Consider the following 25,778-nt stretch of genomic DNA (forward strand, 5'->3'; position numbering starts at 1 on the left):
AGAGCATCACGTAGCGCCGTAGGAATCCTCGTCCTTTCCGCCGTAAGGCGGCAGCCGAAGGCTGAGGACGGGGAGGATGTCAAAGCGGCCGGGGTCTGCCAGCAAACTCCAGTATTGTACTGAACGTTCAGCACAATTACAGAAGCATTGCAGGCCGGATACGGACATCCGGCCCAGGATTTCCAGGAGACCAGGATGTCGTACCCGACTGCCATTGCCGCAGCCGCCGCCGCCGCGCTGGCTGCAGCCGCCATGAGCTTTGCCGGCACCGCCGGCGCCGCACCTGCCCCGGCCACCGCGGGCAATCCCGCCACCGATGCTACCGCGCGTGCCAATGCGGCCGTGCTGCAGCAACTGCCGTTCCAGGACCGGCGTGACTTCGAGGCCGCGCGCCGTGGTTTTATCGGCACGCTGGACAACACCGAGATCCGCGACGCCAAAGGCAATGTGGTGTGGGCGCTGGATCCGTACGGCTTCCTCAAGCAAGACCGGGCGCCGGCCACCGTGAACCCCAGCCTGTGGCGCCAGGCGCAGCTGAACATGCACAACGGGCTGTTCCAGGTGACGGATCGGATCTACCAGATCCGTGGCTTCGATATTGCCAACATGACGATCATCGAGGGCGATACCGGCCTGATCGTGATCGATCCGCTGACCGCGATGGAGACCTCTCGCGCCGGGCTCGACCTGTACTTCAAGCACCGGCCCAGGAAGCCCGTGGTCGCGGTGATCTATACGCACAGCCACGGCGACCACTTCGGCGGGGTCAAGGGTGTCGTCAGCGAAGACGACGTCAAGGCCGGGCGGGTCAAGGTGGTGGCCCCGGAAGGCTTCATGGAAGAGGCTGTCAGCGAGAACGTCTTCGCCGGCAACGCCATGAGCCGCCGCGCGCAGTACATGTATGGCTTCAACCTGCCGCGCTCGGCCACCGGGCAGGTGGATGCGGGGCTGGGCAAGGGGGTGGCGCACGGCACGGTGACGCTGATCCCGCCGACGGACCTGATCCACAAGACCGGTGACACGCGCACCATCGACGGCGTGCAGATCGAATTCCTGATGGCGCCGGGCACCGAGGCCCCGGCCGAGATGCTGATGTACTTCCCGCAGTGGAAGGCACTGTGCGCCGCCGAGGACGCCACCCACAACCTGCACAACCTGTACACCATCCGCGGCGCCCAGGTGCGCGACGCCAACCAGTGGTGGCGCGCGCTGGACGAGACCATCGACCGCTTCGGCGGCCGCGCCGAGGTCCTGTTCGCCCAGCACCACTGGCCTACCTGGGGCCGCCAGGACATCGTCACCTACCTGGGCAAGCAGCGCGACGGCTACAAGTACATCCACGACCAGTCGCTGCGGCTGGCCAACATGGGCTACGTGCCGGCCGAGATCGCCGAACGCGTGAAGCTGCCACCGTCGCTGGCGGCCGAATGGCATCTGCGTGACTACTACGGCACCGTCAGCCACAACGCCAAGGCGGTGTACCAGCGCTACCTCGGCTGGTATGACGCCAACCCTGCCAACCTGAACCCGCTGCCGCCGGAAGAGGCTGGCAAGCGCTACGTCGAATTCATGGGCGGCGCGCCCCGCGTGCTGGAGCAGGCGCGCGCGGCGTACGCGCGTGGCGAATACCGCTGGGTGGCCGAGGTGGTCAAGCACGTGGTCTTTGCCGATCCGTCCAACCAGGCTGCCCGCCAGCTGGAAGCCGACGCGCTGGAGCAACTCGGCTACCAGGCCGAATCCTCGACCTGGCGCAATGCCTACCTGACCGGTGCCGCCGAACTGCGCAGTGGCCCGCCCCCGGCCGGCCGCCGCGCCGGCAGCCCGGACGTGCTGCGCGCCATGACCGACACCATGTTCCTGGATTTCCTGGCGATCAGCCTGAACGGCGACCGCGCTGCGGGCAAGACGCTGGCGCTGAACTGGGTACAGCCGGACACCGGCAAGCGCTTTGCGCTGACGGTGGAGAACGGCGTGTTCCGCTACAAGCCCGACGCGCAGCACGCGTCCCCGCAGGCCACGCTGACCATGCCGCGCGCCGTGCTGATGGGGGTGCTGGCCGGCCAGACCACGCTGCAGACCGAGACTCAGGCGGGCCGCGCCCGCGTGGACGGCGACCCGCAGGCGCTGGCGGCGTGGACGGTGCTGATGGACAAGTCCGAGCCGAACTTCAGCATTGTGACGCCCTGACGGCATCGGGATGGGGCTGGCAGGCAGCTTCTGTTGCGCGCCAGCCCCATAAAACCTCGCTTATTCGAGGGTTTCTTCCGGCGCGTGAACATAAACCGTTGCGCCGATGCTGCGGCAAACGGCTTGTGAGCCATTTCCGTCGGGATTTTTTAGTGGTTAACCCTCCCTTTAGGGGGCGTCCTCTACGAATCAGTGTCATCGGTGAAACAGTCGTGCGCCGGCTGGCCGGATAATGCACACGGCAGTAACCGAATGAGGAGTAAGAGGACTATGAAATTCACCTATAAGAAGATGCTGGCGGCAGGCGCTGTCATGGCGCTGGCCGGAGCCGCACACGCGCAATCGGCCGGCAGCAATATCGTCAGCCTGGGCTGGTTCCGCGTGATGCCGAACAGCTCCGCCGACCCGCTGACCGTCGACAGCATCAACGGCCGCCCGGTCGGCATGACCCGGCCGAACACCGGCGCGGAGATCGAGTCCGCCGACACGCTGGGACTGGCCTTCTCGCACTACTTCACCGACAACATCTCCGGCGAAATCATCGCGGGCATTCCGCCCAAGCACGACGTCAAGGGCACCGGCAACTATGCGCAGTATGGCAAGCTCGGTTCGGTCAAGCAGTGGAGCCCGGCGGTGCTGGTCAAGTACCACTTCTTCGATGCCAAGACCAAGTTCCGTCCCTATGTCGGCATCGGCGTGAACTACACGTGGTTCACCGACGAGACCATCAGCAACCAGAACTTCGTGAACCGCGAGTTCGCGCCGGGTGCGCGCATGACCGCCAGCGCCAAGGCGTCGTGGAACCCGGTGTTCAACATTGGCGCCAACTACGCCATCAACGACAACTGGTTTGTCGGCCTGTCGGTATCGTACGTGCCGCTGTCGACCCGCGCGTCCTTCACCACCCAGGCGGGGCCGGTGACGATCCAGTCGCACACCAAGATCAAGATCGATCCGGTGGTGACGTTCCTGAACGTGGGCTACCGCTTCTGAGCGCGGCACACTGACAGCAGAAAGGGCACCCGGGGGTGCCCTTTCTTATTGGCGCGGCTGCAGTGGCCAGCTTATGCCACCGACTTGACCGGATAGCCAGCCTCTTCGATGGCATCGCGCAGGGCCTCGGCGTCGGCACCGCTCTCGACGCGCACGGCCTGGGCGGGCACATCCGCGCTGACACGCGCGGCCGGGTCGATCGCCTGCACGGCACGCGTGATGGCGCCGACGCAGTGGTTGCATGACATGCCTTCGACCTGGAACTGGATCATGATGGGACTCTCCTGGACAGGATGGAAAAGGCGGCAGGGTGCCGCGACAAGACATAGTTTGAACCTTCCCATGGTGGGAAGCGCAAGAGGAATTTGTTGGCGCCAATGTGACGGTAACACCCTGCGCATTCGTCCTTGACCTTCCAATGATGGTAAGGTCCATGATGCTGACATCGACACTGTGGATGACTCAGAACCATGCCAAATTCCAGCGCTGTGCTCGCTTCACAACCTGTCCGGCCGGCCGACGAAATGCCCGAATGGCGGCTGCCGGTCGACGGCATGACCTGCGCCTCGTGCGTGCGCCGCGTGGAGAACGCATTGGCGCGTGTGCCGGGCGTGCGCGACGTGGCCGTCAACCTGGCCACGGAAGCCGCGACGCTGCGCGCCGACTCGGGCGTGGTGCTGCCGGCCGCCGCCCGTGCCGTGGCCGATGCCGGCTACACGGTGCCGCAGGACACCATCGAACTGAATATTGCCGACATGACCTGCGCCTCGTGCGTGACCCGGGTCGAAAAGGCGCTGCGCGCCGTGCCGGGCGTGATGGACGCACAAGTCAACCTGGCAACCGAGCGCGCCAGCGTCACCCTGCTGCGCGGCGCGGTGGATGCCGCGGCGCTGGTGGCCGCGGTAGCGCGCGCCGGCTATGGCGCGACGCCGGTGGCCGATGCCGCATCGCAGGCGCCGCAGGCCGGGCAGGGCACTGCCTTCTGGGACGGCCCCTGGCCGGTGGCGTTCTCGGCGGCGCTGTCGCTGCCGCTGGTGGCGCCCATGGTGCTGGAATGGTTTGGCGTGCACTGGATGCTGCCGGCATGGGTGCAGTGGCTGCTGGCCACCCCGGTGCAGTTCGTGTTCGGCTGGCGCTTTTACAAGGCTGGCTGGAAGGCGGTGCGCGCCGGCGCCGGCAATATGGACCTGCTGGTGGCGCTGGGCACGACGGCGGCCTATGGGCTGTCGCTGTGGCTGATGTGGCGCACGCCGGCCGACGCCATGCCGCACCTGTACTTCGAAAGCGCGGCAGTGGTGATCACCCTGGTGCGCCTGGGCAAGTGGCTGGAGACACGCGCCAAGCGCCAGACCGCCGATGCCATCCGCGCGCTCGCGGCGCTGCGTCCCGATACCGCCCGCGTGCGCCGCGGCGGCGTGGAGCAGAGCGTGCCGCTGGCGGCAGTGCGCGTGGGCGATGAGGTGGTAGTGCGCCCCGGCGAGCGCATCCCGGTGGACGCCGACGTGATCGAAGGCAGCAGCCACGCGGACGAATCGATGCTGACCGGTGAAAGCGTGCCGGTGCCGAAGAAGCCCGGCGACCGCATCACCGGCGGTGCCATCAATTTCGAAGGGCTGCTGGTTGCGCGCACCGAGGCGGTAGGCGCCGAGACCGTGCTGGCACGCATCATCCGCATGGTCGAGCACGCACAGGCGGCCAAGGCGCCGATCCAGCGCATGGTCGACCAGGTCAGCGCGGTGTTCGTGCCGGTGGTGCTGGGCATTGCACTGGTGACGGTGCTGGGCTGGGGCCTCTTTGCCGGCGACTGGGAAACCGCATTGCTCAACGCCGTGGCGGTGCTGGTGATCGCCTGCCCGTGCGCGCTGGGCCTGGCCACGCCCACGGCGATCATGGCCGGTACCGGCGCCGGCGCACGCGCCGGCATCCTGATCAAGGACGCCGAGGCGCTGGAGGTGGCGCACCGCGTCAGCGTGGTGGCATTCGACAAGACCGGCACGCTCACGGTCGGCAAGCCGGAAGTGGTGGCGCTGCATGCGGCCGATCCCGCCGATGCCGATGCTAGCGCACTGCTGGCACGGCTGGCCGCGCTGCAGGCAGGCAGCGAGCATCCGCTGGCCCGCGCCGTGCTGGCCGCCGCGCAGGCGCGCGGCATTGCCGTGCCGCAGGCCACCGAGGTGCAGGCCCTGCCGGGCCGCGGCATTGCCGGCGTGGTGGACGGCCATGCGCTGCAGCTGGGCAGCGAGCGCCTGCGTGAAATGCTGGGCGCAGCGGCAGGCACGCTGGCAACGCTGGCGGACCAGTTGCGCGCGGACGGCCGCACCGTGTCGTGGCTGGTCGAGACCACGCCGCCGCGCGTGGCCGGGCTGGTCGCGTTCGGCGATGCCATCAAGCCGGGCGCGCCGGCGGCGATCGCACGGCTGCGCGCGGCCGGCGTGCGCACCGTGATGCTGACCGGCGACAACGCCGGCGCGGCGGCGCGCGTGGCGCAGGCGCTGGGGCTGGACGATGTGCAGGCTGAGGTGCTGCCCGAAGACAAGGCTGCCCGCGTGCAGGCCCTGGGGCGCGATGGCGCGGTGGTGGCGATGGTGGGCGACGGCATCAACGATGCGCCGGCGCTGGCGGCGGCGGACGTGGGCATTGCCATGTCGACCGGCACCGACGTGGCCATGCACGCCGCCGGCATCACGCTGATGCGCGGCGACCCGGCGCTGGTGGCCGATGCGCTGGCGGTCTCGCACCGCACCGTGCGCAAGATCCGGCAGAACCTGTTCTGGGCTTTTTTCTACAACGTGGTGGGCATTCCGCTGGCCGCGGCCGGGTTGCTGAACCCGGTGGTGGCGGGTGCGGCGATGGCGTTCTCCAGTGTCAGCGTGGTCAGCAATGCGCTGCTGCTGCGCCGCTGGCGTCCGCAGGCCGGGGCCGCCACGGCACAGGGAGGCGAGTGATGAATATCGGCGAAGCGGCGCAGGCGTCGGGCGTGTCGGCCAAGATGATCCGGCACTATGAATCGATCGGGCTGGTGGCGGCACCGCCGCGCACCGAGGGCGGCTACCGCCGCTATGACGAACGCGCGGTGCATACCTTGCGCTTCGTGCGGCGCGCCCGTAATCTGGGATTCTCGCTCGACGAGATCCGCAACCTGCTGTCGCTATGGCATGACCGCGGCCGCGCCAGCGCCGACGTCAAGGCACTGACGCTGCGGCATGTGGCCGACCTGGAGCTGCGCATCGCCGAACTGGCCGCCATGCGCGACACGCTGCGCGAGCTGGCGCAGCACTGCAGCGGCGATGACCGGCCGGATTGCCCGATCCTGGCCGATATGGCGCAGCCGGAAGCGCAGGGCAGGCTTGCCTGCCACAGTTGAGCGGGACAGACAGTGCAAGGCAAAGCAGGCAGCAGGCAGCAATACAAAGAATAATGACAGCCGGCGCAAGCGCTTTGCTGGCGCTCCGTGCCGGGAGGAGACTTGCGCGAATGGAACAACCGATGACGGACGATCCTGCTATTGCCGGTGTTGCCGGCATGCCTGCCGATACCCCCGCCGGCACGCATGCGCCGGTGCAGAGCCGCCAGCGCATGCGCGACGGCACCGAGCTGCTGCTGCGCACCTGGCAGCCCGATCCGGCGCGCTTTGCCGAGCCGCTCGGCTCGGTGCTGCTGGTGCATGGGCTTGCCGAGCATGCCGGACGCTACCAGCATGTGGCCGATGTGCTGTGCGGGCTGGGCCTGCGCGTGCGTGCGCACGACCTGCGCGGCCATGGTGCCAGCGGCGGCGCGCGCATGGTGGCGGACCATCAGGATGCCTACCTGGACGACCTCGCCGAGATCTACGATGCCGCGGTGCCTGGCTGGCACGAGTTGCCGATCCTGCTTGGCCACAGCATGGGCGGGCTGATTGCGGCACGCTTTGCCACCGCGCGCGTGCGCCCGGTACGCGCGCTGGTGCTGTCCTCGCCCGCGCTGGCGCTGCGGCTGTCGGGACCGATGCTGGCGCTGCACCGCGTGCTGCTGGCGCTGGCACCGCGGCTGCGCGTGCCCAATCCGATCGATGCGCGGCTCTTGTCGCACGACCCCGCCGTGGTGGCCGCCTACCGCTCGGATCCGCTGGTGCAGACGACCATCACCGCCAGCGTACTGGAGAGCTTTATCCGCGGCATGGCGCAGGCCCAGGCCGATGCCGCGCTGCTGGAGGCCCCCACGCTGATGCTGGTCGGCGGCGCCGACCGCGTGGTGGACCCGGCCGGCAGCCGCCGCTTCTTCGACAACGCGCCGCCGGCGTTGCGCGAACAGGTCTGGTTCGAGCATGGCTACCACGAGATCTTCAATGAAGCGCAGCCGCTGCGCGGCGAAGTGTTCGCGGCGCTGACCGGCTGGCTGCAGCGCCACCTGCAGCAGCACGGAAGCTAGGTCCGGAACACCGACTCGGCCACGCCGAACACTGCCGCGACCACCGGGTCGTCGCGGCGCGTGGCCAGGCATACCAGCGTCAGCTCGGTCTGCACCGAGACCCCTTCCACGATCACCAGCCCGTGCGCATGCGATTCGCGCAGCGCGATCGCGTCGCGCACCAGTGACAGCCCCACGCCGGAGCGCACCAGGTCAAGCATCGACGCCTCCTGGTCGACATGCGCCACCTTGGGCACGCTGGCCGGATCGACGCCGGCCTGCGCAAAGCGCGCCGACAAGAGCCGGTTGTGCGCCGATTCCGGTGGCGTCCAGATCCATGGCAGCGTTGCCAGCTGCGCCCATGAGCGCAGCGCGGTGCGCTCTTTCCAGCCCTTGGGCGCCACCACATAGTAAGAGAAGGGCGTCAGCGTCAGCGCATGGAAGCCGGCGTCGGGCGGCTGGCCCAGGTAGAAGCCCACGTCGAGCGCGCCGCTGCGTACCTGTTGCAGCACCCAGCCCGACATGCCGTGGCGCAGTTCGGTGCCGATCTGCGGATGGCGTTCCACCAGCGTGCGCAGCATCGGGCCCAGCCGCGTGAATTCCGGATCGAGGATGGTGCCGATCGCCAGCCGGCCGCGCACGGTGTGATGCATCGCGCTGACGGTGTGCTGCAGGTCGCCTACGCCATCGAGGATGCGCTCGGCCAGCGGCAGCAATGCGGCGCCGTCGGCGGTCAGCGTCAGGCCCGCGGCAGTGCGCTCGAACAGCCGGATGCGCCACGCCGATTGCAGCGCCTTCAACTGCAGGCTCACTGCGGGCTGCGTCAGGTGCAGCCGCTGCGCGGCGCGGGTCAGGTTGCCCTCGCGCGCGACGGCAACGAAGGCGCGCAGGTGGTGGAGGTCCAAGGCGGTGTCGGGGCGAAAGGTGGCGCCGGAGCGTGGCGTGGTGCGGCGCAATATTTTGCGGAGCTTATATTGCGATTGACGATAAATCATTGGACGGGGCCGCGCAACTGCACCAAGCTTGCGCTCAATACGGCCCGGCACGCCTTGTGCCGCGCGGCAGCGATGCCAGTGCGATGCTGGCGGATGTTCGCGCCAGTGTCTTCACCAGACGCAAAGATCGGGCAAGCCGCATGCCGTCAGCGACCCAGCATTCAGGAGCGGAAGTGGAAGACATCCTTGCAGAAGCCAGCGCGGTGCAGACCATCATCGGCCATAGCATCGCAGGCCGGCAGACACGCGGCGCATCGCAGCGTCTGGCCGATATCTATAACCCCGCCACCGGCGAAGTCGCAGCACGCGTGGCGCTTGGCACCGCGCAGGACGTGGCCGATGCCGTCGCTGCCGCCCAGGCCGCATTCCCGGCCTGGGCCGACACGCCGCCGCTGCGCCGCGCGCGCATCCTGTTCAAGTTCAAGGAACTGCTCGACCAGCACCACGACGACCTGGCGGCGCTGATCACGCGCGAGCACGGCAAGGTGTTCTCGGACGCCAGGGGCGAAGTCACGCGCGGCATCGAGGTGGTGGAATTCGCCTGCGGCATCCCCAACCTGCTCAAGACCGATTTCACCGACAACATCGGCGGCGGCATCGACAACTGGAACCTGCGCCAGCCGCTGGGCGTGGTGGCCGGCATCACGCCGTTCAACTTCCCGGTGATGGTGCCGATGTGGATGTTCCCGGTGGCAATCGCCTGCGGCAATACCTTCGTGCTGAAGCCGTCGGAGCGCGATCCGTCGCCGAGCCTGCTGATTGCCGATCTGCTGCGCCAGGCGGGATTGCCCGATGGCGTGTTCAATGTCGTGCAGGGCGACAAGGAAGCCGTGGACGCGCTGCTCGCGCATCCGGACGTCCAGGCGCTGTCGTTCGTCGGCTCGACGCCGATCGCCGAGTACATCTATACGGAAGGGACCAAGCACGGCAAGCGCGTGCAGGCCTTGGGCGGCGCCAAGAACCACCTGGTGGTGATGCCGGATGCCGATCTCGACCAGGCGGTCGATGCGCTGATCGGTGCCGCGTATGGTTCTGCCGGCGAGCGCTGCATGGCGATCTCGGTAGCTGTAGCGGTGGGCGACGTCGCCGACAAGCTCGTGCCGCGTCTCGCCGAACGCGCCAGCTCGCTGAAGATCCGCAACGGCATGGAGTCCGACGCCGAAATGGGTCCGCTGGTAACCGCTGCGCACAAGGCCAAGGTGGAGGGCTATATCGCCAAGGGCGTGGAAGAGGGTGCGACGCTGGTGACCGATGGCCGCGGTCATACCGTACCCGGCCATGAGAACGGCTTCTATGTCGGCGGCACGCTGTTCGACAACGTCAAGCCGGATATGACGATCTACAAGGAAGAGATCTTCGGTCCGGTGTTGTCGGTGGTGCGCGTGCATGACTTTGCCGAAGCCGTGGCGCTGATCAATGCGCATGAATTCGGCAACGGCGTATCGTGCTACACCAGCGACGGCGGCATCGCGCGCGCGTTTGCGCGGCAGATCCAGATCGGCATGGTCGGCATCAACGTGCCGATTCCGGTGCCGATGGCATGGCATTCATTCGGTGGCTGGAAGCGATCGCTGTTTGGCGACCATCACGCCTATGGCGAAGAGGGCGTGCGTTTCTACACGCGCTACAAGAGCGTGATGCAGCGCTGGCCGGATTCGATTGCCAAGGGCGCTGAGTTCACCATGCCGGTGGCGAAATAGGCCGCGACGATGATGACAAGAACAGCGATGGAGACATTCGACTACATCATCGTGGGGGCCGGTTCAGCCGGCTGTGTCCTGGCGAACCGCCTGACGCAGGATGCGGACGTCAACGTGTTGCTGCTGGAGGCCGGCGGCAAGGACGACTACCACTGGATCCATATCCCGGTGGGCTACCTGTACTGCATCGGCAACCCGCGCACCGACTGGCTCTATCGCACCGAGGCCGAGGCCGGGCTGAACGGCCGCTCGCTGGGCTATCCGCGCGGGCGCGTGCTGGGCGGTTGCTCGTCGATCAACGGCATGATCTATATGCGCGGCCAGCGCGAGGATTATGACGCGTGGGCGCGGCTGACCGGCGACGATGGCTGGCGCTGGGACAATGTGCTGCCGCTGTTCAAGCGCAGCGAGGACCACCACCGCGGCCCGAGCGAATTCCATGGCGCCGGCGGCGAATGGCGCGTGGAAGGCCAGCGCCTGCGCTGGGACATCCTGGAGCGCTTTGCCGATGCCGCCGAAGAGGCGGGGATTCCGCGCACAGAGGATTTCAACCGCGGCGACAACTTCGGCGTGGGCTATTTCGAAGTGAACCAGCGCCGTGGCATCCGCTGGAACACGGCCAAGGCCTTCCTGCGGCGTGCGTCGGAGCGTCCCAACCTGACCATCGTCACCGGGGCGCAGGTGAGCGGGCTGACCTTCGACGGGCGCCGCTGCACTGGCGTGAACTATATCGGCGGCGGCCGGCCGCAGACTGCGGTGGGCAGGCAGGAAGTGATCCTGGCCGCGGGCGCGGTCAATACGCCGCAGCTGCTGGAACTGTCGGGCATCGGCCAGGCCGAGCGCCTGCAGGCGCTGGGTATCCCGGTGCGCCATGCGCTGCCCGGCGTGGGCGAGAACCTGCAGGACCACCTGCAGCTGCGCTCCGTGGTGAAGGTCAGCGGCGTGCGCACGCTCAACACGCGCGCCGCGAGCCTGTGGGGCAAGTTCTGCATCGGCGTGCAGTACGCTTTCAACCAGAGCGGTCCGATGAGCATGGCGCCGTCGCAGCTGGGCGCCTTTGCGCGCTCTGACCCGGCGCAGGCGCGGCCGAACGTGGAGTACCACGTGCAGCCCTTGTCGCTGGACAAGTTCGGCGACCCGCTGCATGCGTTCAATGCCTTTACCGCGAGTGCCTGCAACCTGCGGCCGACCTCGCGCGGCAGCGTGCATATCGGCAGCGCGGATTTCCGCCAGGCGCCGGTGATCGCGCCCAATTACCTGGCGACCGACGAGGATCGGAAAGTCGCGGCCGACTCCATCCGGCTCACGCGCCGTATCGTGGCGTCGCCGGCGCTGGCGCCGTACCAGCCCGAGGAATGGCTGCCGGGTCCGGCATTCCAGACCGACGAACAGCTGGCCGAAGCGGCCGGCAATATCGGCACCACCATCTTCCATCCGGTGGGCACCTGCAAGATGGGCCGCGCCGACGACCCGATGGCCGTGGTCGACCATCGCCTGCGCGTGCTGGGCATCGACGGCCTGCGCGTGGTCGATGCCTCGGTGATGCCGCTGATCACGTCGGGCAACACCAATTCGCCGACCATCATGATCGCCGAGCGCGCCAGCGACCTGATCCGCGAAGACCGCCGGCAGGGCCTGGCCGCGGCGGAAGTATTGGTGCAACCAGCGCCGGCGGCAGCCGCTGCAGGCGCCTGACATGAGCGCGCCACTTGGTCGCGGGCGGGGCCGTAATCAAGTGGCCCATCCTGCTCATGTGCGATCGCAAAAAAACTGACACTTGGTTCATGTTTCATAGTGCAAACCCCGATGTTTTGCGATGCAACAGGCGCACACAATAGACGCCTCACAGGGTGCGTCGGCAGCACATCGAAGCCATCGCCGCAACCTGCGCGGGAGCCGCCCCGCACCAAAACAGAAAGCCGCAGGCCGGGCCGCAACCATGGCCAGCCTGACGGAACAAGCGGCAGCAAGGGCCTACAAGGCCGGTTCGGACCATTGTCAGTGCCGGGCATCACCCCGGCAGTTCAGCAAGAGGGCGGGCAGGAGACATGAACCAGCAGGAAACCATCCTGGAAACGCGGAACCTCACCAAGGAGTTCAAGGGGTTCACGGCGGTGAGCGACGTCAACCTGCGGGTACGCCGCGGGTCGATCCATGCCTTGATCGGCCCCAACGGCGCCGGCAAGACGACTTGCTTCAACCTGCTCACCAAGTTCCTGGAGCCGACCACCGGCACCATCCTTTTCAACGGCATCGACATCACCCGTGAAAAGCCCGCGCAGATCGCGCGGCGCGGCGTGATCCGTTCGTTCCAGATCTCGGCGGTATTTCCGCACCTGACGGTGATGGAGAACGTGCGCATCGGGCTGCAGCGGCAGCTCGGCACGGCGTACCAGTTCTGGCGCAGCGAGCGCTCGCTGGACGTGCTCAATGACCGCGCCATGGAGCTGCTAGAACAGGTCGGCCTGACCGAGTTCGCGCAGACGCTGACGGTGAATCTGCCGTACGGCCGCAAGCGCGCGCTGGAGATTGCCACCACGCTGGCGATGGAGCCCGAGCTGATGCTGCTCGACGAACCCACACAGGGCATGGGCCACGAAGACGTGGACCGCGTCACGCAGCTGATCAAGAAGGTTTCGGCGGGCCGCACCATCCTGATGGTGGAGCACAACATGAGCGTGGTCTCGTCGATCGCCGATAAGATCACCGTGCTGCAGCGTGGCGCGATCCTGGCCGAAGGCCCGTATGCGGAAGTTTCGAAGGATCCGCGCGTGATGGAGGCCTACATGGGCACCGTCGACGCGGAACTGCAGGGCGCGCACTGAGACGGCCGGGGGAACGACACATGACGACATCCAACACACCCGCGCTCGAGATCAAGGACCTGCACGCCTGGTACGGCGAATCGCACATCCTGCACGGCGTGGACCTGACCGTGAACCGCGGCGAAGTGGTTACGCTGCTGGGCCGCAACGGCGCTGGCCGCACCACCACGCTGCGCGCGATCATGGGACTGACCGGCGCGCGCAAGGGCTCGATCAAGGTCAATGGCCACGAGACCATCAGCCTGCCCACGCACAAGATTGCGCACTACGGCATTGGCTATTGCCCCGAAGAACGGGCGATCTTCTCCAGCCTCTCATGCGAAGAGAACCTGATGCTGCCGCCGGTGCTGAAGGGCGCCGACACCAGCAAGGGCATGAGCGAGACCGATATCTACGAGATGTTCCCGAACCTGAAGGAGCGCCGCCAGAGCCAGGGCACGCGTCTTTCCGGCGGCGAGCAGCAGATGCTGGCGGTCGGGCGCATCCTGCGCACCGGCGCCAACCTGCTGCTGCTCGATGAAATCTCGGAAGGATTGGCACCGGTGATCGTGCAGGCGCTTGCGCGCATGATCCTGATGCTCAAGCAGAAGGGGTACACGGTGGTGATGGTGGAGCAGAACTTCCGCTTCGCCGCGCCGCTGGCGGACCGCTTCTACGTGATGGAGCACGGCAGCATCGTCGAGCGCTTCGCGGCCAATGAGCTGCAGGCCAAGATGCCGGTGCTGCACGAACTGCTCGGGGTCTGATCCGCACGGATCATGGGTTGATGTTTGGCAGGAACGGGTGGCGCGCACGCCGCCGCAAATCAGGAGACATAGAGATGAAAAAGACTCGGCTCGCGGCCGCGATGGCGGCCATTGCCATGGGTGCGGTTTCCTTCAGCGCCATTGCCCAGGTGTCCGGTGACACCGTGAAGATCGGCTATATCACCGACATGTCGGGCCTGTACGCCGACATCGACGGCCCCGGCGGCCTGGAAGCCATCAAGATGGCGGTCGAGGATCGTGGCGGCAAGGTGCTGGGCAAGCCCATCGAAATCGTCTCGGCCGACCACCAGAACAAGGCCGACATCGCCGCTTCGAAGGCGCGCGAATGGATGGACCAGCAGGGCCTGGACATGCTGCTGGGCGGCACCAACTCCGGCACCGCGCTGGCCATGAACAAGGTGGCCTCGGAGAAGAAGCGCGTCTACATCAACATCGGCGCCGGCACGGCGCGCCTGACCAACGAAGAGTGCTCGCCGTACACGGTGCACTACGCTTATGACACGGTGGCGCTGGCCAAGGGCACCGGCAGCGCGGTGGTCAAGCAGGGCGGCAAGTCGTGGTTCTTCCTGACCGCCGACTACGCCTTCGGCCATTCGCTGGAAAGCGACACCGCGGCCGTGGTCAAGGCCAATGGCGGCACGGTGGCGGGCCAGGTGCGCCATCCGCTGTCGGCTTCGGACTTCTCGTCGTTCCTGCTGCAGGCGCAGTCGTCCAAGGCGCAGATCCTGGGCCTGGCCAACGCCGGCGGCGACACCATCAACGCGATCAAGGCGGCCAAGGAATTCGGCATTACCAAGTCGATGAAGATCGCCGGCCTGCTGATGTTCATCAACGATGTGCACAGCCTCGGGCTAAAGAACACCGAAGGCCTGCTGATGACAGACAGCTGGTACTGGGACATGAACGACGACACCCGCAAGTTCGCCAACCGCTTCTTTGGCAAGATGAAGAAGATGCCGAGCAGCCTGCAGGCGGCGGACTACTCGGCGGCCAGCACTTACCTGAAGGCGGTGGAAGCAGCCAAGACCGACGACCCGGACAAGGTCATGGCTGAACTCAAGAAGATGAAGATCAACGACTTCTACACCAAGGGCTATATCCGCCAGGACGGCCGTGGCATCCACGACATGTACCTGATGCAGGTGAAGTCCGCAGCAGAGTCGAAGAAGCCGTGGGACTACCTGAAGGTGGTCGCGACCATCCCGGGCGACCAGGCCTTCACCACGGTGGCCGAGTCGAAGTGCGCAATGCTGAAGAAATAAGCTGATGTGAGATCTGCCGGCGACGCGCCACCTGCGTGCCGCCGGCATCGGACGCGGTTCCTTGCTGCGGTGTTCGCCAACGGTGTTCGCCGCAGCGTTCGCATTACCTGGCACCAACCGCAGCAATCCCCGCCATACAACGGCGGTATCAACGGCACTCCGCGATGGACATCTTCGGAATCCCCTTGCCGGCCATGCTTTCCCAGCTTTTGCTGGGGCTGGTCAACGGCGCCTTCTATGCGATGCTGAGCCTGGGCCTGGCGGTTATCTTCGGCCTGCTCAACGTCATCAATTTCGCGCACGGCGCGCTCTTCATGCTGGGCGCGGTGCTGGCCTGGATGGGCATGGAGTACGCCGGGCTGAACTACTGGATCATGCTGCTGCTGTCGCCGCTGGTCGTCGCCGCGCTGGGCGTGGTGATCGAGAAGACCATGCTGCGCTGGATCTACAAGCTCGACCATATCTACGGCCTGCTGCTGACGCTGGGCATCACGCTGGTGGTCGAGGGCATCTTCCGCTCGATCTACGGCGTCTCCGGGCTGCCGTACTCGACGCCGGACGCGCTGCAGGGCGCGACCGACCTGGGCTTCATGATTCTGCCCAACTACCGCGCGTGGGTCGTGGTGGCGTCGCTGGTGGTGTGCTTCGCCACCTGGTACGTGATCGAGAAGACCAAGCTGGGCGCCTACCTGCGCGCCGGCACCGAGAACCCCAAGATGGTCGAGGCCTTCGGCGTCAACGTGCCGCTGATGGTGACGCTGACCTACGGCTTCGGCGTCGCGCTGGCCGCGTTCGCGGGCGTGCTGGCGGCGCCGGTGATCCAGATCTCGCCGCTGATGGGGCAGAACCTGATCATCATTGTGTTCGCGGTGGTGGTGATCGGCGGCATGGGTTCGATCATGGGTTCGATCCTGACCGGCCTGGGGCTGGGCGTGGTCGAGGGGCTGACCAAGGTGTTCTATCCGGAAGCGTCGTCGACCGTGGTGTTCTTCATCATGGTGATCGTGCTGCTGCTGCGCCCGGCCGGGCTGTTCGGGAAGGAGAAGTGATGAGCACACCCTCCACATCATCGACGCCATCCACGGTGGCGGCCAACGCTGGCAACGCAGGAAAGGGACAAGGCGTGCAGAAGAAACTGTTGTATGGATTGCTGCTGCTGGCACTGGTGGCCGCGCCGCTGGCCGGTGCGTATCCGGTGTTCGTGCTCAAGGTGCTGTGCTTTGCGCTGTTTGCGTGCGCCTTCAACCTGCTGATCGGCTATACCGGACTACTGTCGTTCGGCCATGCGGCCTTTTTCGGCGGCGCTGGCTATGCCGCCGGCCATGCCATGAAGGTCTGGGGCGTGACCCCGGAAATCGGCCTGATCCTGGGCACCGGTGCGGGCGCGCTGATCGGCTACGTGGTGGGCTCGCTGGCCATCCGCCGGCAGGGCATCTACTTCTCGATGATCACGCTGGCGCTGGCGCAGATGCTGTTCTTTATCTGCCTGCAGGCGCCGTTCACCGGCGGCGAGGACGGCCTGCAGGGCATCCCGCGCGGCAAGCTGTTCGGGCTGCTGCCGCTGTCGGACGACCTGACGCTGTACTACGTCGCGCTGGCGATCATTGTGGCCGCCTTTGCGCTGATCGTGCGCACGGTGCATTCGCCGTTCGGGCAGATCCTGAAGGCGATCAAGGAGAACGAGCCGCGCGCGATCTCGCTGGGCTATGACGTCGACCGCTTCAAGCTGACCGCCTTCGTGCTGTCGGCGGCGCTGTCGGGGCTGGCCGGCTCGATCAAGGCGCTGGTGCTGGGCTTCGAGACGCTGACCGACGTGCACTGGTCGATGTCGGGCTCGGTCATCCTGATGACGCTGGTCGGCGGCCTGGGCACATTGTCGGGCCCGATTGTCGGTGCCTTCGTGGTGGTCGCGCTGGAGAACAAGCTGGGCGATATCGGCAACTTCCTGGCGTCGGTCACCGGCATCTCCTGGTTCGGCACGCTGGGCGAGTCGGTGACAATGGTGACCGGTGTGATCTTCGTGATCTGCGTGCTGACTTTCCGCCGTGGCATCATGGGCGAACTGCTGGCGCGCTTCGGGGGCCACTCGGGCAAGCGGGAATAAATGCAGGAGTGACCGCGGGTCGACATGCCCGATTCTGGGGCTAGGGTTTTTTCTAGCTTGTCCTCGATGCACCGCTTCGTTACATTCCATATACGGTTTTCGCAGGTTAAATGGAGGCGGAAGCGAGGAGACGACAGGCGCGCACCCGGTGTCGGGTAGCAGCGTTATAAATAAAGGGCGTTGCCGGGTGATCCTCGGCAACGCTTTTTTCATTTGCGCTTCCCAACGCCTGCTATGGCGCTTTCGCCCCATCATGGGGCATCCAGGCCACATCGGCGTCACCTGGCTATCCTCCACATGCGACAATGCGGGCGCTCTCGCTGCCCGCCATGCCTGCCATCCCTGATTCCCCTGACTCCCCAGCCGTTCCGGATCGTCCTGACGCACCCGCGCCGCAGGGCTTGGTACGCCTCGGGCTGGGTGCCGACGCAGCCATGCTGGAGGCCTGGCTGGATACGGTGCAGCCACTGCCGGTGCCCGCCGCCCGCGCGCGCCGGCTGATGCTGGACGACCTGCTGGCCCAGTCCGGTCGCGGCATCTGCCTGCTGGTGGGCGAGGCGCAAGCTCCACATAATCTGCTGGCGTGCCTGCCGGTGGCGCTGCTCCCGAGCCTGGAGCTTGCCGGGCTGGCCGCCTGCGGCATCGAATGGTGGGTACGGCCCGGGCTGGACGGCGGGTCCCGCCGTGCCTGCCTTGAGGCCTGCTGCGCCACGCTGGCCGACTGGGGCCGCGCCCACGGTATCCGCCACGCGCTGCTGGCGCCGGGGCTGGTGGCAGGGCATGGCGGCGCGCCGCCGGGCTTCAGGCCGCATGGCAACGGCATGTGGCACCGCAGTTTGGTGCCGGCGGCCAAGGTGCTGGGCTGAACCGGCGCCGCCCGGCTGCCCGCACCGATCTCCTCCGATCTTTCCCTTTTCGCTTCCCCTGCTTCCTGCAATGACGGAATTCGCATTCCTGGCGGTTGCCGCCTTTCTCGCCGGCCTGATCGACGCGGTCGCCGGCGGCGGCGGCCTGGTACAGATCCCGGCAATGTTCTCGGCCTATCCCAATATCGCGCCGGCCACGCTGCTGGGCACCAACAAGATGGGCTCGATCGCGGGCACCGCCAACGCGGCGCTGCGCTACGGCCGCAGCGTGCGCATCTACTGGGGCGCGACCGCGCCCGCGGTGGTGGCGGCCCTTATCTTCTCGATGGCCGGTGCCTGGGCGCTGACCAGGATCCCGGCGGAGCCGCTGCGCAAGGCGCTGCCGTTCGTGCTGGTGGTGTTGCTGGTCTACACCGTGGCCAAGAGGGACCTGGGCACGGAACATGCGCCGACGTTGTCGGGGTCGCGCGAGCGCGTCGCGGCGCTGCTGGCTGGGGCTGCCATCGGCTTCTATGACGGCGTGTTTGGCCCGGGCACCGGCAGCTTCCTGATGATCGCGTTCGTGCGGGTGTTCGGCTATGACTTCCTGCACGCGGCGGCCTCGACCAAGGTGGTCAACCTTGCCACCAACCTGGCGGCGCTGCTGTTGCTGGCCAGCAAGGGCCATATCTGGTGGCAACTGGGCCTGGTGATGGCAGTGGCCAACATCGCCGGCAGCCAGGTGGGCAGCAAGCTGGCCCTGCGCCACGGCAGCGCCTTCGTGCGCAAGGTGTTTATCGTGGTGGTGAGTGCGCTGATCCTGAAGACCGCCTGGGACGCGTTCCTGCGCTGACGGCAGGCGGCGCGCGCGATGCGGGTTAATCCTCCCTTTTCGCACTAGGTCGCTGTGCTAGACTCGATCCGCATTCCCGACCGAGCGGTCGGTGAATAGCCGGAGCGCGCCTATCCGGGGGAGTGGTGCGGACGGGGAAATTGGGGAGCGGCCTCGCGTCGTTCCTGGCTGTAGCGCAGGTGCCGGCGATGTGCCTGCGTTGACCCGAGGGGTCGATCCAAGAACGGGCATCCGCCGGTGGACGCCGGACGGATGCCTTTCCGTTTCAGGAACCGAAGGAGACAAGATGGATTTCAAGCGCGCCAGCCTGCTGGCAATCGCTGCGGCGAGCCTGGTTGCCGGTGCAGCCCAGGCACAGGTCAAGGTCGGGGTGACGGTGTCGGCGACGGGTCCGGCGGCATCGCTGGGTATTCCGGAGAAGAACACCTTCACGCTGATGCCCAAGGAAATCGCGGGCAAGAAGATCGAGTACATCGTGCTGGACGATGCCTCCGACACCACCACCGCGGTCAAGAACACCCGCAAGCTGATCAGCGAAGACAAGGTCGACGTGGTGGTGGGTTCCACCGTGACGCCAAACTCGCTGGCGATGGTTGACGTGGTGGCCGAGAACGAGACGCCGATGATCACCATGGCCGCCTCGGCCCGCATCATCGAGCCGATGGACGCCAAGCGCGCCTGGGTTTTCAAGACGCCGCAGAATGACTCGCACATGGCGACCGCCATTGCCGAGCACATGACCAACAACAACGTGAAGACGGTGGCCTTCATCGGCTTCGCGGACGCCTATGGCGACAGCTGGGCGCAGGAATTTGCCAAGGTGGCGGAGCTGCGCAAGATCAAGGTGGTCGCCAACGAGCGCTTTGCCCGTACCGATACCTCGGTCACCGGCCAAGTGCTGAAGATGATGAGCGCCAACGCCGACGCCGTGCTGATCGCAGGCTCGGGTACGCCCGCGGCGCTGCCGGCCAAGACGCTCAAGGAGCGTGGCTACAAGGGCAAGATCTACCAGACCCATGGCGTGGCCAATGCCGACTTCCTGCGTGTGTGCGGCAAGGATTGCGAAGGCACCTTCCTGCCGGCTGGACCGCTGCTGGTGGCTGAGCAATTGCCGGACAGCAATCCGGTGAAGAAACCGGCCATGTCCTACAAGACTGCTTATGAGAAGGCCTTCGGCGGCCAGGTCTCGACCTTCGGCGGTCATGCCTGGGATGCGGGGCTGATTTTGCAGCATGCCATTCCCGAGGCGCTGAAGAAGGGTCAGCCGGGTAGCAAGGAATTCCGTAAGGCGTTGCGGGAGGCGATGGAGCAGACCAAGAATCTGCCGGTGTCGCATGGGATCATGAACATGAGTGCTACCGACCACCTTGGCTTCGATCAGCGGGCGCGGGTGATGGTGCAGATTGTTGATGGGAAGTGGAAGTTGCTGACTAAGTGACGGTTGGGGGGCGGCGTGGTGCGATGCGGTTGGGTGTCGCTCGTGGCAAGCGCTGCTGTTTCGCGGCGTAGCCGGTGAGTCACTTTTTGTCCGAGCGACAGAAAGTGACCAAAAAACGCGTCGCCTATGCGGCTCAATCAATTCCAGGGCGTTGGTCGTTCGCACGGTGGTGCTTGCCGTTGGGGCGTGGTTGCCCGTTCGACCCTGCTGCGCCATGTGAGTGTGGCGCAGTGCCTGCGTTAACCCACTATTGAACGATCCCCATGCAGGGTGTAGGCCGCCTGCTGCTAACGGCATCGCGGGGACGCCTACGGCTGCTACGTAGGCCCAAAATGCGGTGACGGCATTGGGCGCTTGCGCGGAGCGCAGCCGAAGGCGTTGATGCGATATCGCTGGACAGCCCACGCCCGCCACACGCCTCTCGTTAGGGCTTGTCCTGTACTTCCACAATGGACAATCCGTTTACTATTGCGTAAATCCCAAAGCGCATAGCACCCTGTCGGCCCCCATATGATGCAGGCAGGTATTTCCAAAAGACGGGGAGACAATGGACTTATCAATCGCTGCCATCCTGGCCCAGGACGGCATCACCTCGGGCGCGATCTACGCGCTGCTGGCGCTGGCCCTGGTGCTGGTGTTCTCGGTGACCCGGGTCATCTTCATCCCGCAAGGGGAGTTTGTTGCCTACGGTGCGCTGACGCTGGCGGCGATGCAGGCCGGGCACGCGCCGCAGACCAGCTGGCTGCTGCTGGCGATGGGGGCGCTGACCTTCGTCTATGAAACCGTCGCGGTGCTGCGCAGCGCTGAGTTGCGCCGCACGCTGGGCCAGCGGCTGGCGGTGCTGGCCGGCAAGTACCTGGTATTCCCGCTCGCGGTGCACTGGCTGGCGCAGCAGTATGGCGCGCAGCCGCTGCCGATGCTGGCGCAGATCGCGCTGACGCTGCTGATCATCATCCCGCTGGGGCCGATGTTGTACCGGCTCGCCTACCAGCCGCTGGCCGAAGCCAGCACGCTGGTGCTGCTGATCGTCTCGGTCGGCGTGCACTTTGCGCTGGTGGGGCTGGGCCTGGTGATGTTCGGCGCGGAGGGCTCGCGCACCAATGCGTTCTCGGACGCGCGCTTCGACGTGGGGGCGCTCAGCATCTCGGGCCAGAGCCTGTGGATCGTGGGCGTGTCGGCGCTGCTGATCGGCGCGCTGTACTTCTATTTCGAGCGCACGCTGCAGGGCAAGGCGCTGCGCGCGACCGCGGTGAACCGGCTGGGTGCGCGCCTGGTCGGCATCGGCACCACGCAGGCGGGGCGGCTGTCGTTCACGCTGGCCGCGGCGATGGGTGCGCTGTGCGGCATCCTGATCGCGCCGCTGACCACCGTGTACTACGAGTCGGGCTTCCTGGTGGGCCTGAAGGGCTTTGTCGGCGCCATCGTCGGCGGGCTGGTGAGCTACCCCGTGGCGGCGCTGGGTGCGCTGCTGGTGGGGCTGCTCGAATCCTATTCGTCCTTCTGGGCCAGCGCGTTCAAGGAGGTCATCGTCTTCACACTGATCATTCCGGTGCTGCTGTGGCGCTCGCTGACGAGCAAGCATGTCGAGGAGGAGGAATAAGCCATGACCATGCTGACCGACAAGCAGGCGGCGGTGACCAGTGCCGAGGCAGGCAGCCGTGCGCGGCTGAACCGCAACCGGGTCCTGGTGCTGGCTTTCATTGTGGTGCTGGTGTTGCTGCCGGCGCTGCCGACGCCGGAGTTCTGGATCACGCTGGGCAATTACATCGGCCTGTACAGCATCGTCGCGATCGGGCTGGTGCTGCTGACCGGGGTGGGCGGCATGACCTCGTTCGGGCAGGCGGCGTTCGTGGGGCTGGGCGCATACAGCACTGCGTACCTGACCACGCAGTTCGGGCTGTCGCCGTGGTTCGGGCTGCTGGTGGGGCTGGTGATCACGATGGCATCGGCCTATGTGATCGGGCTGATCACGATGCGCATGTCTGGCCACTACCTGCCGCTGGCGACCATTGCCTGGGGCCTGTCGCTGTTCTTCCTGTTCGGCAACCTGGAGTTCCTGGGCAAGTATGACGGCCTGAACGGGATCCCGGTGCTGTCGTTCTTCGGCATCGAACTGCAGTCGGGCCGCTCGATGTTCTACCTGATCTGGGCGGTGGTGCTGCTGGCCGTGCTGGCGATGCAGAACCTGCTGAACTCGCGCCCGGGCCGCGCCATCCGCGCGCTCAAGGGCGGAGGCGTGATGGCCGAGGCCATGGGTGTGAACACCGCGTGGATGAAGGTGGTGATCTTCGTGGTGGCGGCAGTGCTGGCGTGCGTGTCGGGCTTCCTGTACGCGCACCTGCAGCGCGCGGTGAACCCGACGCCGTTTGGCCTGAACTACGGCATCGAGTACCTGTTCATGGCCGTGGTCGGCGGCGTGGGCCATGTGTGGGGCGCGGTGCTGGGCGCGGGCATCCTGACCATCCTGAAGGATGTGCTGCAGGGCGTGCTGCCCAAGTTGCTCGGTGCCAACGGCAACTTCGAGATCATCGTCTTCGGCGTGCTGCTGGTATTGCTGCTGCAATACGCGCGCGATGGCATCTGGCCGTTCCTGCGGCGTCTGGTTCCTTCGGGTCCGCCGGTACTGGCGCCGGCGCAGGCCGAGGCCCTGGCCGTGCGCCAGAAGCCCGACGCCGGCGAACTGATCCTGGATGTGCGCGCTGCGCGCAAGGAGTTCGGCGGGCTGGTAGCGGTGAACGATGTCAGCTTCCAGGTGCGCGCGGGCGAGATCATCGGGCTGATCGGTCCCAATGGTGCCGGCAAGTCCACCACCTTCAACCTGGTGACGGGCGTGCTGCCGGTCACGCGCGGGGAGGTGCGTTACCGTGGTGAAGTGATATCGGGCCTGCCGTCGCGCGAGATCGTCAAGCGCGGCATCGGCCGCACTTTCCAGCACGTGCACCTGCTGCCGACCATGACGGTGCTGGAGAACGTGGCCATCGGCGCGCACCTGCGCGGCGATTTCCGCGCACAGGGCGGCGTCTCGGCCGCGATCCTGCGCATGAACAAGGCCGAGGAAGAGAAGCTGCTGTTCGAAGCGAAGCGCCAGCTTGAACGCGTGGGGCTGGCCGATTGCATGTATATGGAAGCCGGCAGCCTCGCGCTGGGCCAGCAGCGGATTCTTGAAATCGCGCGTGCACTGTGCTGCGACCCGGCGCTGCTGTTGCTGGACGAGCCGGCAGCGGGTCTGCGCTACAAGGAGAAGCAGGCGCTGGCCGAGCTGCTGCGCAAGCTCAAGGGCGAGGGCATGAGCGTGCTGCTGGTCGAGCACGACATGGACTTCGTGATGAACCTGACCGACCGGCTGGTGGTGATGGAATTCGGCACGCGCATTGCCGAGGGCGTGCCTGAGGAAGTGCAGAAGAACCCCGCGGTGCTGGAAGCCTATCTGGGTGGCGTGGAGTAAGGACCGGACATGAGCCTGATTCTCGAAGTGAAGGACCTCCACGTCCGCTATGGCAAGGTGGAAGCGGTGCACGGCGCCAACCTGAAGGTGGAGGCCGGCAAGATCGTCACGGTGATCGGCCCCAATGGCGCCGGTAAGTCGACCATGCTCAATGCGATCATGGGTGCGCTGCCGGTGACGGGGTCGTCGAACGGTTCGGTGAGCTACCTCGGCCACGACATGGCCGGCATTCCGGTGGAGGGGCGCGTTGCGCGCGGCATGTGCCTGGTCCCGGAGAAGCGCGAGCTGTTCGCGTCGATGACGGTGGAGGACAACCTGCAGCTGGGGGCCTTCCGCCGCAAGCGCGCCGGCGAGAAGAACTACCTGGACCAGATGGACGTGGTCTACGACCAGTTCCCGCGCCTGCGCGAGCGCGCACGCCAGGACGCCGGCACGCTCTCCGGTGGTGAGCGCCAGATGCTTGCGGTGGGCCGCGCGCTGATGGCAAAGCCGCAGTTGCTGATGCTGGACGAGCCCAGCCTTGGCCTGGCACCGCTGATCGTGAAGGAGATCTTCCACATCATCAGCAACCTGCGCCAGACCGGTGTGGCCACGCTGCTGATCGAGCAGAACGCACGCGCCGCGCTGCAGGTGGCGGACTACGGCTATGTGATCGAGACCGGCGATATGGCGATGGAAGGGCCGGCCGACGAGTTGGCGGCGAATCCGAAGGTGATCGAAACATACCTTGGATTGGCAAAAAAGGCGGCTTGATCCGCTCGGTTTTCGCCAGAGGAATGAGGGCCTGCGGATGCAGGCCCTTTTCTATTGGTGGTGTGAATAACTTTGGGGATAACCCAATTCCGAGGCGCTTCGGACGGGTGTCGGCACCGGTGCGCTGATGTAGGTACGCCAATATCCATTGGAATGATTTTTGCCAATCCAATTTACGGAATAACATCCATACGGATAATAATTTGCGGAATTTTATCTGTGGGATGAATGCAATTTTGCAGAATTTTTGTTCTGCAAGTCATCTGGTGAATAAAGTATTGGCGCCGCTGCCTGTATCTTTCGCTGCGGTCTCCAGCAGCCAATCCCGGAAGCAGGTCAGCGCCGGATGATCGCGCCGTTCCTTCGGCGCACACAGGAAATAGCCCCGTTGCAGCGAAATTGGCAGGTCAAACGGCGCCGTTACGCGTCCGGCGGCAATTTCGTCGCGTACCAGGCACCGCTGCAGCACGGCGACGCCCATGTCGGCGCGCACCGCCTGGATCAGGATCGAGACCTGGTCGAACGCTGTGGATAACCTTGGCGCAGCGTTGGGTATGCCGGCGGCCTGCAGCCAGTTTTGCCAGTTCGCCGGCGCGGTGGTGTGGTAGAGCAGGGGCTCGTCCAGCAACTCCGCGGGAGACTGCCAGCGGCCGGCCTCGCGCCGTGCCCGCGCGCGATCCGGATGGCAGACCGGCACCATTTCACGTCCCACCACGTAGTCGACCTGCAGGCTCGGCCACTTGCTGGCTTCACCGGCCAGGATGGCGGCGTCCGGTGACGGGCCGGAGAGGTCCTCGTCGCGCTGGTACGGGACGAAGTCCAGCCGGATTTCCGGATGGCGGCGGTGGAAGTCCGGCAGGCGCGGCACCAGCCAGACGCTGGCCAGCGTGGGCACGATCGATAGTGTCAGGTGGTGCCGGCGGTCGCCGGCGCGCAAGGCGGCGCTGGCGTGCTCGATCGCGGCCAACGGCTCGGCCACGGCATCGAGCAATTGCTGGCCGGCATCGGTCAGCATCAGGCGGTGCGCATTGCGTTGCAGCAGCGGCTGGGCGAAGTGCGCTTCCAGCCGTGCAATGGCGCGGCTGACAGCACCTTGCGTCACGCACAGCTCGTCGGCTGCGCGCGTGAAGCTGCCCAGCCGTGCCGCGGCGGCAAAGGCGTGCAGTTCGGACATCGATGGGGAATGCAGCCGCATGGCGGGGAGGGCGGGGCCGGGGGGAAGTTA

General features: G+C 66.2%; 21 protein-coding genes. 18 read left to right on the forward strand and 3 right to left on the reverse strand.

The window, feature by feature from the left end; all coding sequences use genetic code 11:
- Positions 1–195 precede the first annotated feature (195 nt).
- Both AC3WL8_RS31065 and AC3WL8_RS31070 read left to right on the forward strand, forming a co-directional pair.
- Positions 196–2,187, forward strand: a complete 1,992-nt coding sequence (locus AC3WL8_RS31065; RefSeq protein ID WP_211980439.1) for an alkyl/aryl-sulfatase — start codon at positions 196–198, stop codon at positions 2,185–2,187.
- Between the two features lie 270 nt (positions 2,188–2,457).
- Entirely contained in the window at positions 2,458–3,180 is a 723-nt protein-coding gene (locus AC3WL8_RS31070; RefSeq protein WP_013958415.1) for an OmpW/AlkL family protein, read from the forward strand.
- A 71-nt stretch (positions 3,181–3,251) separates the two neighbouring features.
- On the opposite strand, the gene AC3WL8_RS31075 is transcribed toward AC3WL8_RS31070, so the two are convergent.
- Positions 3,252–3,452, reverse strand: a complete 201-nt coding sequence (locus AC3WL8_RS31075; protein ID WP_211980438.1) for a heavy-metal-associated domain-containing protein — start codon at positions 3,450–3,452, stop codon at positions 3,252–3,254.
- Positions 3,453–3,650: 198 nt separating this feature from the next.
- Between AC3WL8_RS31075 and AC3WL8_RS31080 the strand changes: the two genes are divergently transcribed.
- From AC3WL8_RS31080 to AC3WL8_RS31090, 3 genes are all read left to right on the forward strand, one after another.
- Positions 3,651–6,125, forward strand: coding sequence for a heavy metal translocating P-type ATPase (locus AC3WL8_RS31080; RefSeq protein WP_305852185.1), 2,475 nt, complete (start codon positions 3,651–3,653; stop codon positions 6,123–6,125).
- The gene (cueR, locus tag AC3WL8_RS31085; RefSeq protein WP_013958412.1) at positions 6,125–6,544 is read left to right on the forward strand and encodes a Cu(I)-responsive transcriptional regulator; all 420 of its coding nucleotides are present in this window, start codon (positions 6,125–6,127) and stop codon (positions 6,542–6,544) included. Before AC3WL8_RS31080 ends, cueR begins: the two co-directional genes overlap by 1 nt.
- A gap of 110 nt (positions 6,545–6,654) precedes the next feature.
- Positions 6,655–7,587, forward strand: coding sequence for an alpha/beta hydrolase (locus tag AC3WL8_RS31090; RefSeq protein ID WP_153956029.1), 933 nt, complete (start codon positions 6,655–6,657; stop codon positions 7,585–7,587).
- Here the strand turns inward: AC3WL8_RS31090 and AC3WL8_RS31095 are convergent.
- On the reverse strand, positions 7,584–8,471 hold the full coding sequence (locus tag AC3WL8_RS31095) for a LysR family transcriptional regulator (protein WP_211980437.1): 888 nt from the start codon (positions 8,469–8,471) through the stop codon (positions 7,584–7,586). The genes AC3WL8_RS31090 and AC3WL8_RS31095 overlap by 4 nt on opposite strands.
- Positions 8,472–8,701: 230 nt before the next feature.
- Between AC3WL8_RS31095 and AC3WL8_RS31100 the strand changes: the two genes are divergently transcribed.
- The 13 genes from AC3WL8_RS31100 (at position 8,702) to AC3WL8_RS31160 (ending at position 24,553) form a co-directional block, all read left to right on the forward strand.
- Positions 8,702–10,261, forward strand: a complete 1,560-nt coding sequence (locus tag AC3WL8_RS31100; protein WP_249221214.1) for a CoA-acylating methylmalonate-semialdehyde dehydrogenase — start codon at positions 8,702–8,704, stop codon at positions 10,259–10,261.
- Between the two features lie 27 nt (positions 10,262–10,288).
- Positions 10,289–11,956, forward strand: a complete 1,668-nt coding sequence (locus tag AC3WL8_RS31105) for a GMC family oxidoreductase (RefSeq protein WP_211980435.1) — start codon at positions 10,289–10,291, stop codon at positions 11,954–11,956.
- 353 nt (positions 11,957–12,309) lie between these two features.
- Positions 12,310–13,086 (forward strand): ABC transporter ATP-binding protein, encoded by a 777-nt coding sequence (locus AC3WL8_RS31110; RefSeq protein ID WP_013958408.1) that lies wholly within the window; start codon positions 12,310–12,312, stop codon positions 13,084–13,086.
- A 20-nt stretch (positions 13,087–13,106) separates the two neighbouring features.
- The gene (locus AC3WL8_RS31115; protein WP_211980434.1) at positions 13,107–13,832 is read left to right on the forward strand and encodes an ABC transporter ATP-binding protein; all 726 of its coding nucleotides are present in this window, start codon (positions 13,107–13,109) and stop codon (positions 13,830–13,832) included.
- Between the two features lie 74 nt (positions 13,833–13,906).
- Positions 13,907–15,115: an ABC transporter substrate-binding protein gene (locus AC3WL8_RS31120; protein ID WP_211980433.1), complete on the forward strand. Its 1,209-nt coding sequence runs from the start codon at positions 13,907–13,909 to the stop codon at positions 15,113–15,115.
- Between the two features lie 164 nt (positions 15,116–15,279).
- Positions 15,280–16,164: a branched-chain amino acid ABC transporter permease gene (locus AC3WL8_RS31125; RefSeq protein WP_013958406.1), complete on the forward strand. Its 885-nt coding sequence runs from the start codon at positions 15,280–15,282 to the stop codon at positions 16,162–16,164.
- Positions 16,164–17,219 (forward strand): branched-chain amino acid ABC transporter permease, encoded by a 1,056-nt coding sequence (locus AC3WL8_RS31130; RefSeq protein WP_013958405.1) that lies wholly within the window; start codon positions 16,164–16,166, stop codon positions 17,217–17,219. Before AC3WL8_RS31125 ends, AC3WL8_RS31130 begins: the two co-directional genes overlap by 1 nt.
- Before the next feature lie 329 nt (positions 17,220–17,548).
- Complete coding sequence (locus AC3WL8_RS31135; RefSeq protein ID WP_249221213.1) at positions 17,549–18,085, forward strand: hypothetical protein; 537 nt, start codon at positions 17,549–17,551, stop codon at positions 18,083–18,085.
- 70 nt (positions 18,086–18,155) lie between these two features.
- On the forward strand, positions 18,156–18,917 hold the full coding sequence (locus AC3WL8_RS31140; protein WP_153954223.1) for a sulfite exporter TauE/SafE family protein: 762 nt from the start codon (positions 18,156–18,158) through the stop codon (positions 18,915–18,917).
- Between the two features lie 286 nt (positions 18,918–19,203).
- On the forward strand, positions 19,204–20,355 hold the full coding sequence (locus tag AC3WL8_RS31145; RefSeq protein ID WP_013958402.1) for an ABC transporter substrate-binding protein: 1,152 nt from the start codon (positions 19,204–19,206) through the stop codon (positions 20,353–20,355).
- Positions 20,356–20,902: 547 nt separating this feature from the next.
- A complete protein-coding gene (locus tag AC3WL8_RS31150; protein WP_013958401.1) occupies positions 20,903–21,955 on the forward strand; it encodes a branched-chain amino acid ABC transporter permease in 1,053 nt (350 codons plus the stop codon).
- Between the two features lie 3 nt (positions 21,956–21,958).
- Positions 21,959–23,800: a branched-chain amino acid ABC transporter ATP-binding protein/permease gene (locus AC3WL8_RS31155; RefSeq protein WP_492379560.1), complete on the forward strand. Its 1,842-nt coding sequence runs from the start codon at positions 21,959–21,961 to the stop codon at positions 23,798–23,800.
- A 9-nt stretch (positions 23,801–23,809) separates the two neighbouring features.
- Positions 23,810–24,553, forward strand: a complete 744-nt coding sequence (locus AC3WL8_RS31160) for an ABC transporter ATP-binding protein (RefSeq protein ID WP_211980430.1) — start codon at positions 23,810–23,812, stop codon at positions 24,551–24,553.
- Positions 24,554–24,812: 259 nt separating this feature from the next.
- Here the strand turns inward: AC3WL8_RS31160 and AC3WL8_RS31165 are convergent, their stop codons facing one another.
- Positions 24,813–25,748 (reverse strand): LysR substrate-binding domain-containing protein, encoded by a 936-nt coding sequence (locus tag AC3WL8_RS31165; protein WP_492379561.1) that lies wholly within the window; start codon positions 25,746–25,748, stop codon positions 24,813–24,815.
- Positions 25,749–25,778 lie beyond the last annotated feature (30 nt).

The sequence above is a fragment of the Cupriavidus sp. FW305-F7 genome, from assembly GCF_058782875.1.

What these genes read in the sequence shown, in the direction of transcription:
- AC3WL8_RS31120 (WP_211980433.1), top strand. Translation starts at nt 13,907, where the DNA reads ATGAAAAAGACTCGGCTCGCGGCCGCGATGGCGGCCATTGCCATGGGT.
- AC3WL8_RS31150 (WP_013958401.1), top strand. Translation starts at nt 20,903, where the DNA reads ATGGACTTATCAATCGCTGCCATCCTGGCCCAGGACGGCATCACCTCG.
- AC3WL8_RS31090 (WP_153956029.1), top strand. Translation starts at nt 6,655, where the DNA reads ATGGAACAACCGATGACGGACGATCCTGCTATTGCCGGTGTTGCCGGC.
- AC3WL8_RS31160 (WP_211980430.1), top strand. Translation starts at nt 23,810, where the DNA reads ATGAGCCTGATTCTCGAAGTGAAGGACCTCCACGTCCGCTATGGCAAG.
- AC3WL8_RS31110 (WP_013958408.1), top strand. Translation starts at nt 12,310, where the DNA reads ATGAACCAGCAGGAAACCATCCTGGAAACGCGGAACCTCACCAAGGAG.
- AC3WL8_RS31165 (WP_492379561.1), bottom strand. Translation starts at nt 25,748, where the DNA reads ATGCGGCTGCATTCCCCATCGATGTCCGAACTGCACGCCTTTGCCGCC.
- AC3WL8_RS31075 (WP_211980438.1), bottom strand. Translation starts at nt 3,452, where the DNA reads ATGATCCAGTTCCAGGTCGAAGGCATGTCATGCAACCACTGCGTCGGC.
- AC3WL8_RS31100 (WP_249221214.1), top strand. Translation starts at nt 8,702, where the DNA reads ATGCCGTCAGCGACCCAGCATTCAGGAGCGGAAGTGGAAGACATCCTT.
- AC3WL8_RS31080 (WP_305852185.1), top strand. Translation starts at nt 3,651, where the DNA reads ATGCCAAATTCCAGCGCTGTGCTCGCTTCACAACCTGTCCGGCCGGCC.
- cueR (WP_013958412.1), top strand. Translation starts at nt 6,125, where the DNA reads ATGAATATCGGCGAAGCGGCGCAGGCGTCGGGCGTGTCGGCCAAGATG.
- AC3WL8_RS31070 (WP_013958415.1), top strand. Translation starts at nt 2,458, where the DNA reads ATGAAATTCACCTATAAGAAGATGCTGGCGGCAGGCGCTGTCATGGCG.
- AC3WL8_RS31115 (WP_211980434.1), top strand. Translation starts at nt 13,107, where the DNA reads ATGACGACATCCAACACACCCGCGCTCGAGATCAAGGACCTGCACGCC.
- AC3WL8_RS31065 (WP_211980439.1), top strand. Translation starts at nt 196, where the DNA reads ATGTCGTACCCGACTGCCATTGCCGCAGCCGCCGCCGCCGCGCTGGCT.
- AC3WL8_RS31130 (WP_013958405.1), top strand. Translation starts at nt 16,164, where the DNA reads ATGAGCACACCCTCCACATCATCGACGCCATCCACGGTGGCGGCCAAC.
- AC3WL8_RS31135 (WP_249221213.1), top strand. Translation starts at nt 17,549, where the DNA reads ATGCCTGCCATCCCTGATTCCCCTGACTCCCCAGCCGTTCCGGATCGT.
- AC3WL8_RS31105 (WP_211980435.1), top strand. Translation starts at nt 10,289, where the DNA reads ATGGAGACATTCGACTACATCATCGTGGGGGCCGGTTCAGCCGGCTGT.
- AC3WL8_RS31140 (WP_153954223.1), top strand. Translation starts at nt 18,156, where the DNA reads ATGACGGAATTCGCATTCCTGGCGGTTGCCGCCTTTCTCGCCGGCCTG.
- AC3WL8_RS31125 (WP_013958406.1), top strand. Translation starts at nt 15,280, where the DNA reads ATGGACATCTTCGGAATCCCCTTGCCGGCCATGCTTTCCCAGCTTTTG.
- AC3WL8_RS31155 (WP_492379560.1), top strand. Translation starts at nt 21,959, where the DNA reads ATGACCATGCTGACCGACAAGCAGGCGGCGGTGACCAGTGCCGAGGCA.
- AC3WL8_RS31145 (WP_013958402.1), top strand. Translation starts at nt 19,204, where the DNA reads ATGGATTTCAAGCGCGCCAGCCTGCTGGCAATCGCTGCGGCGAGCCTG.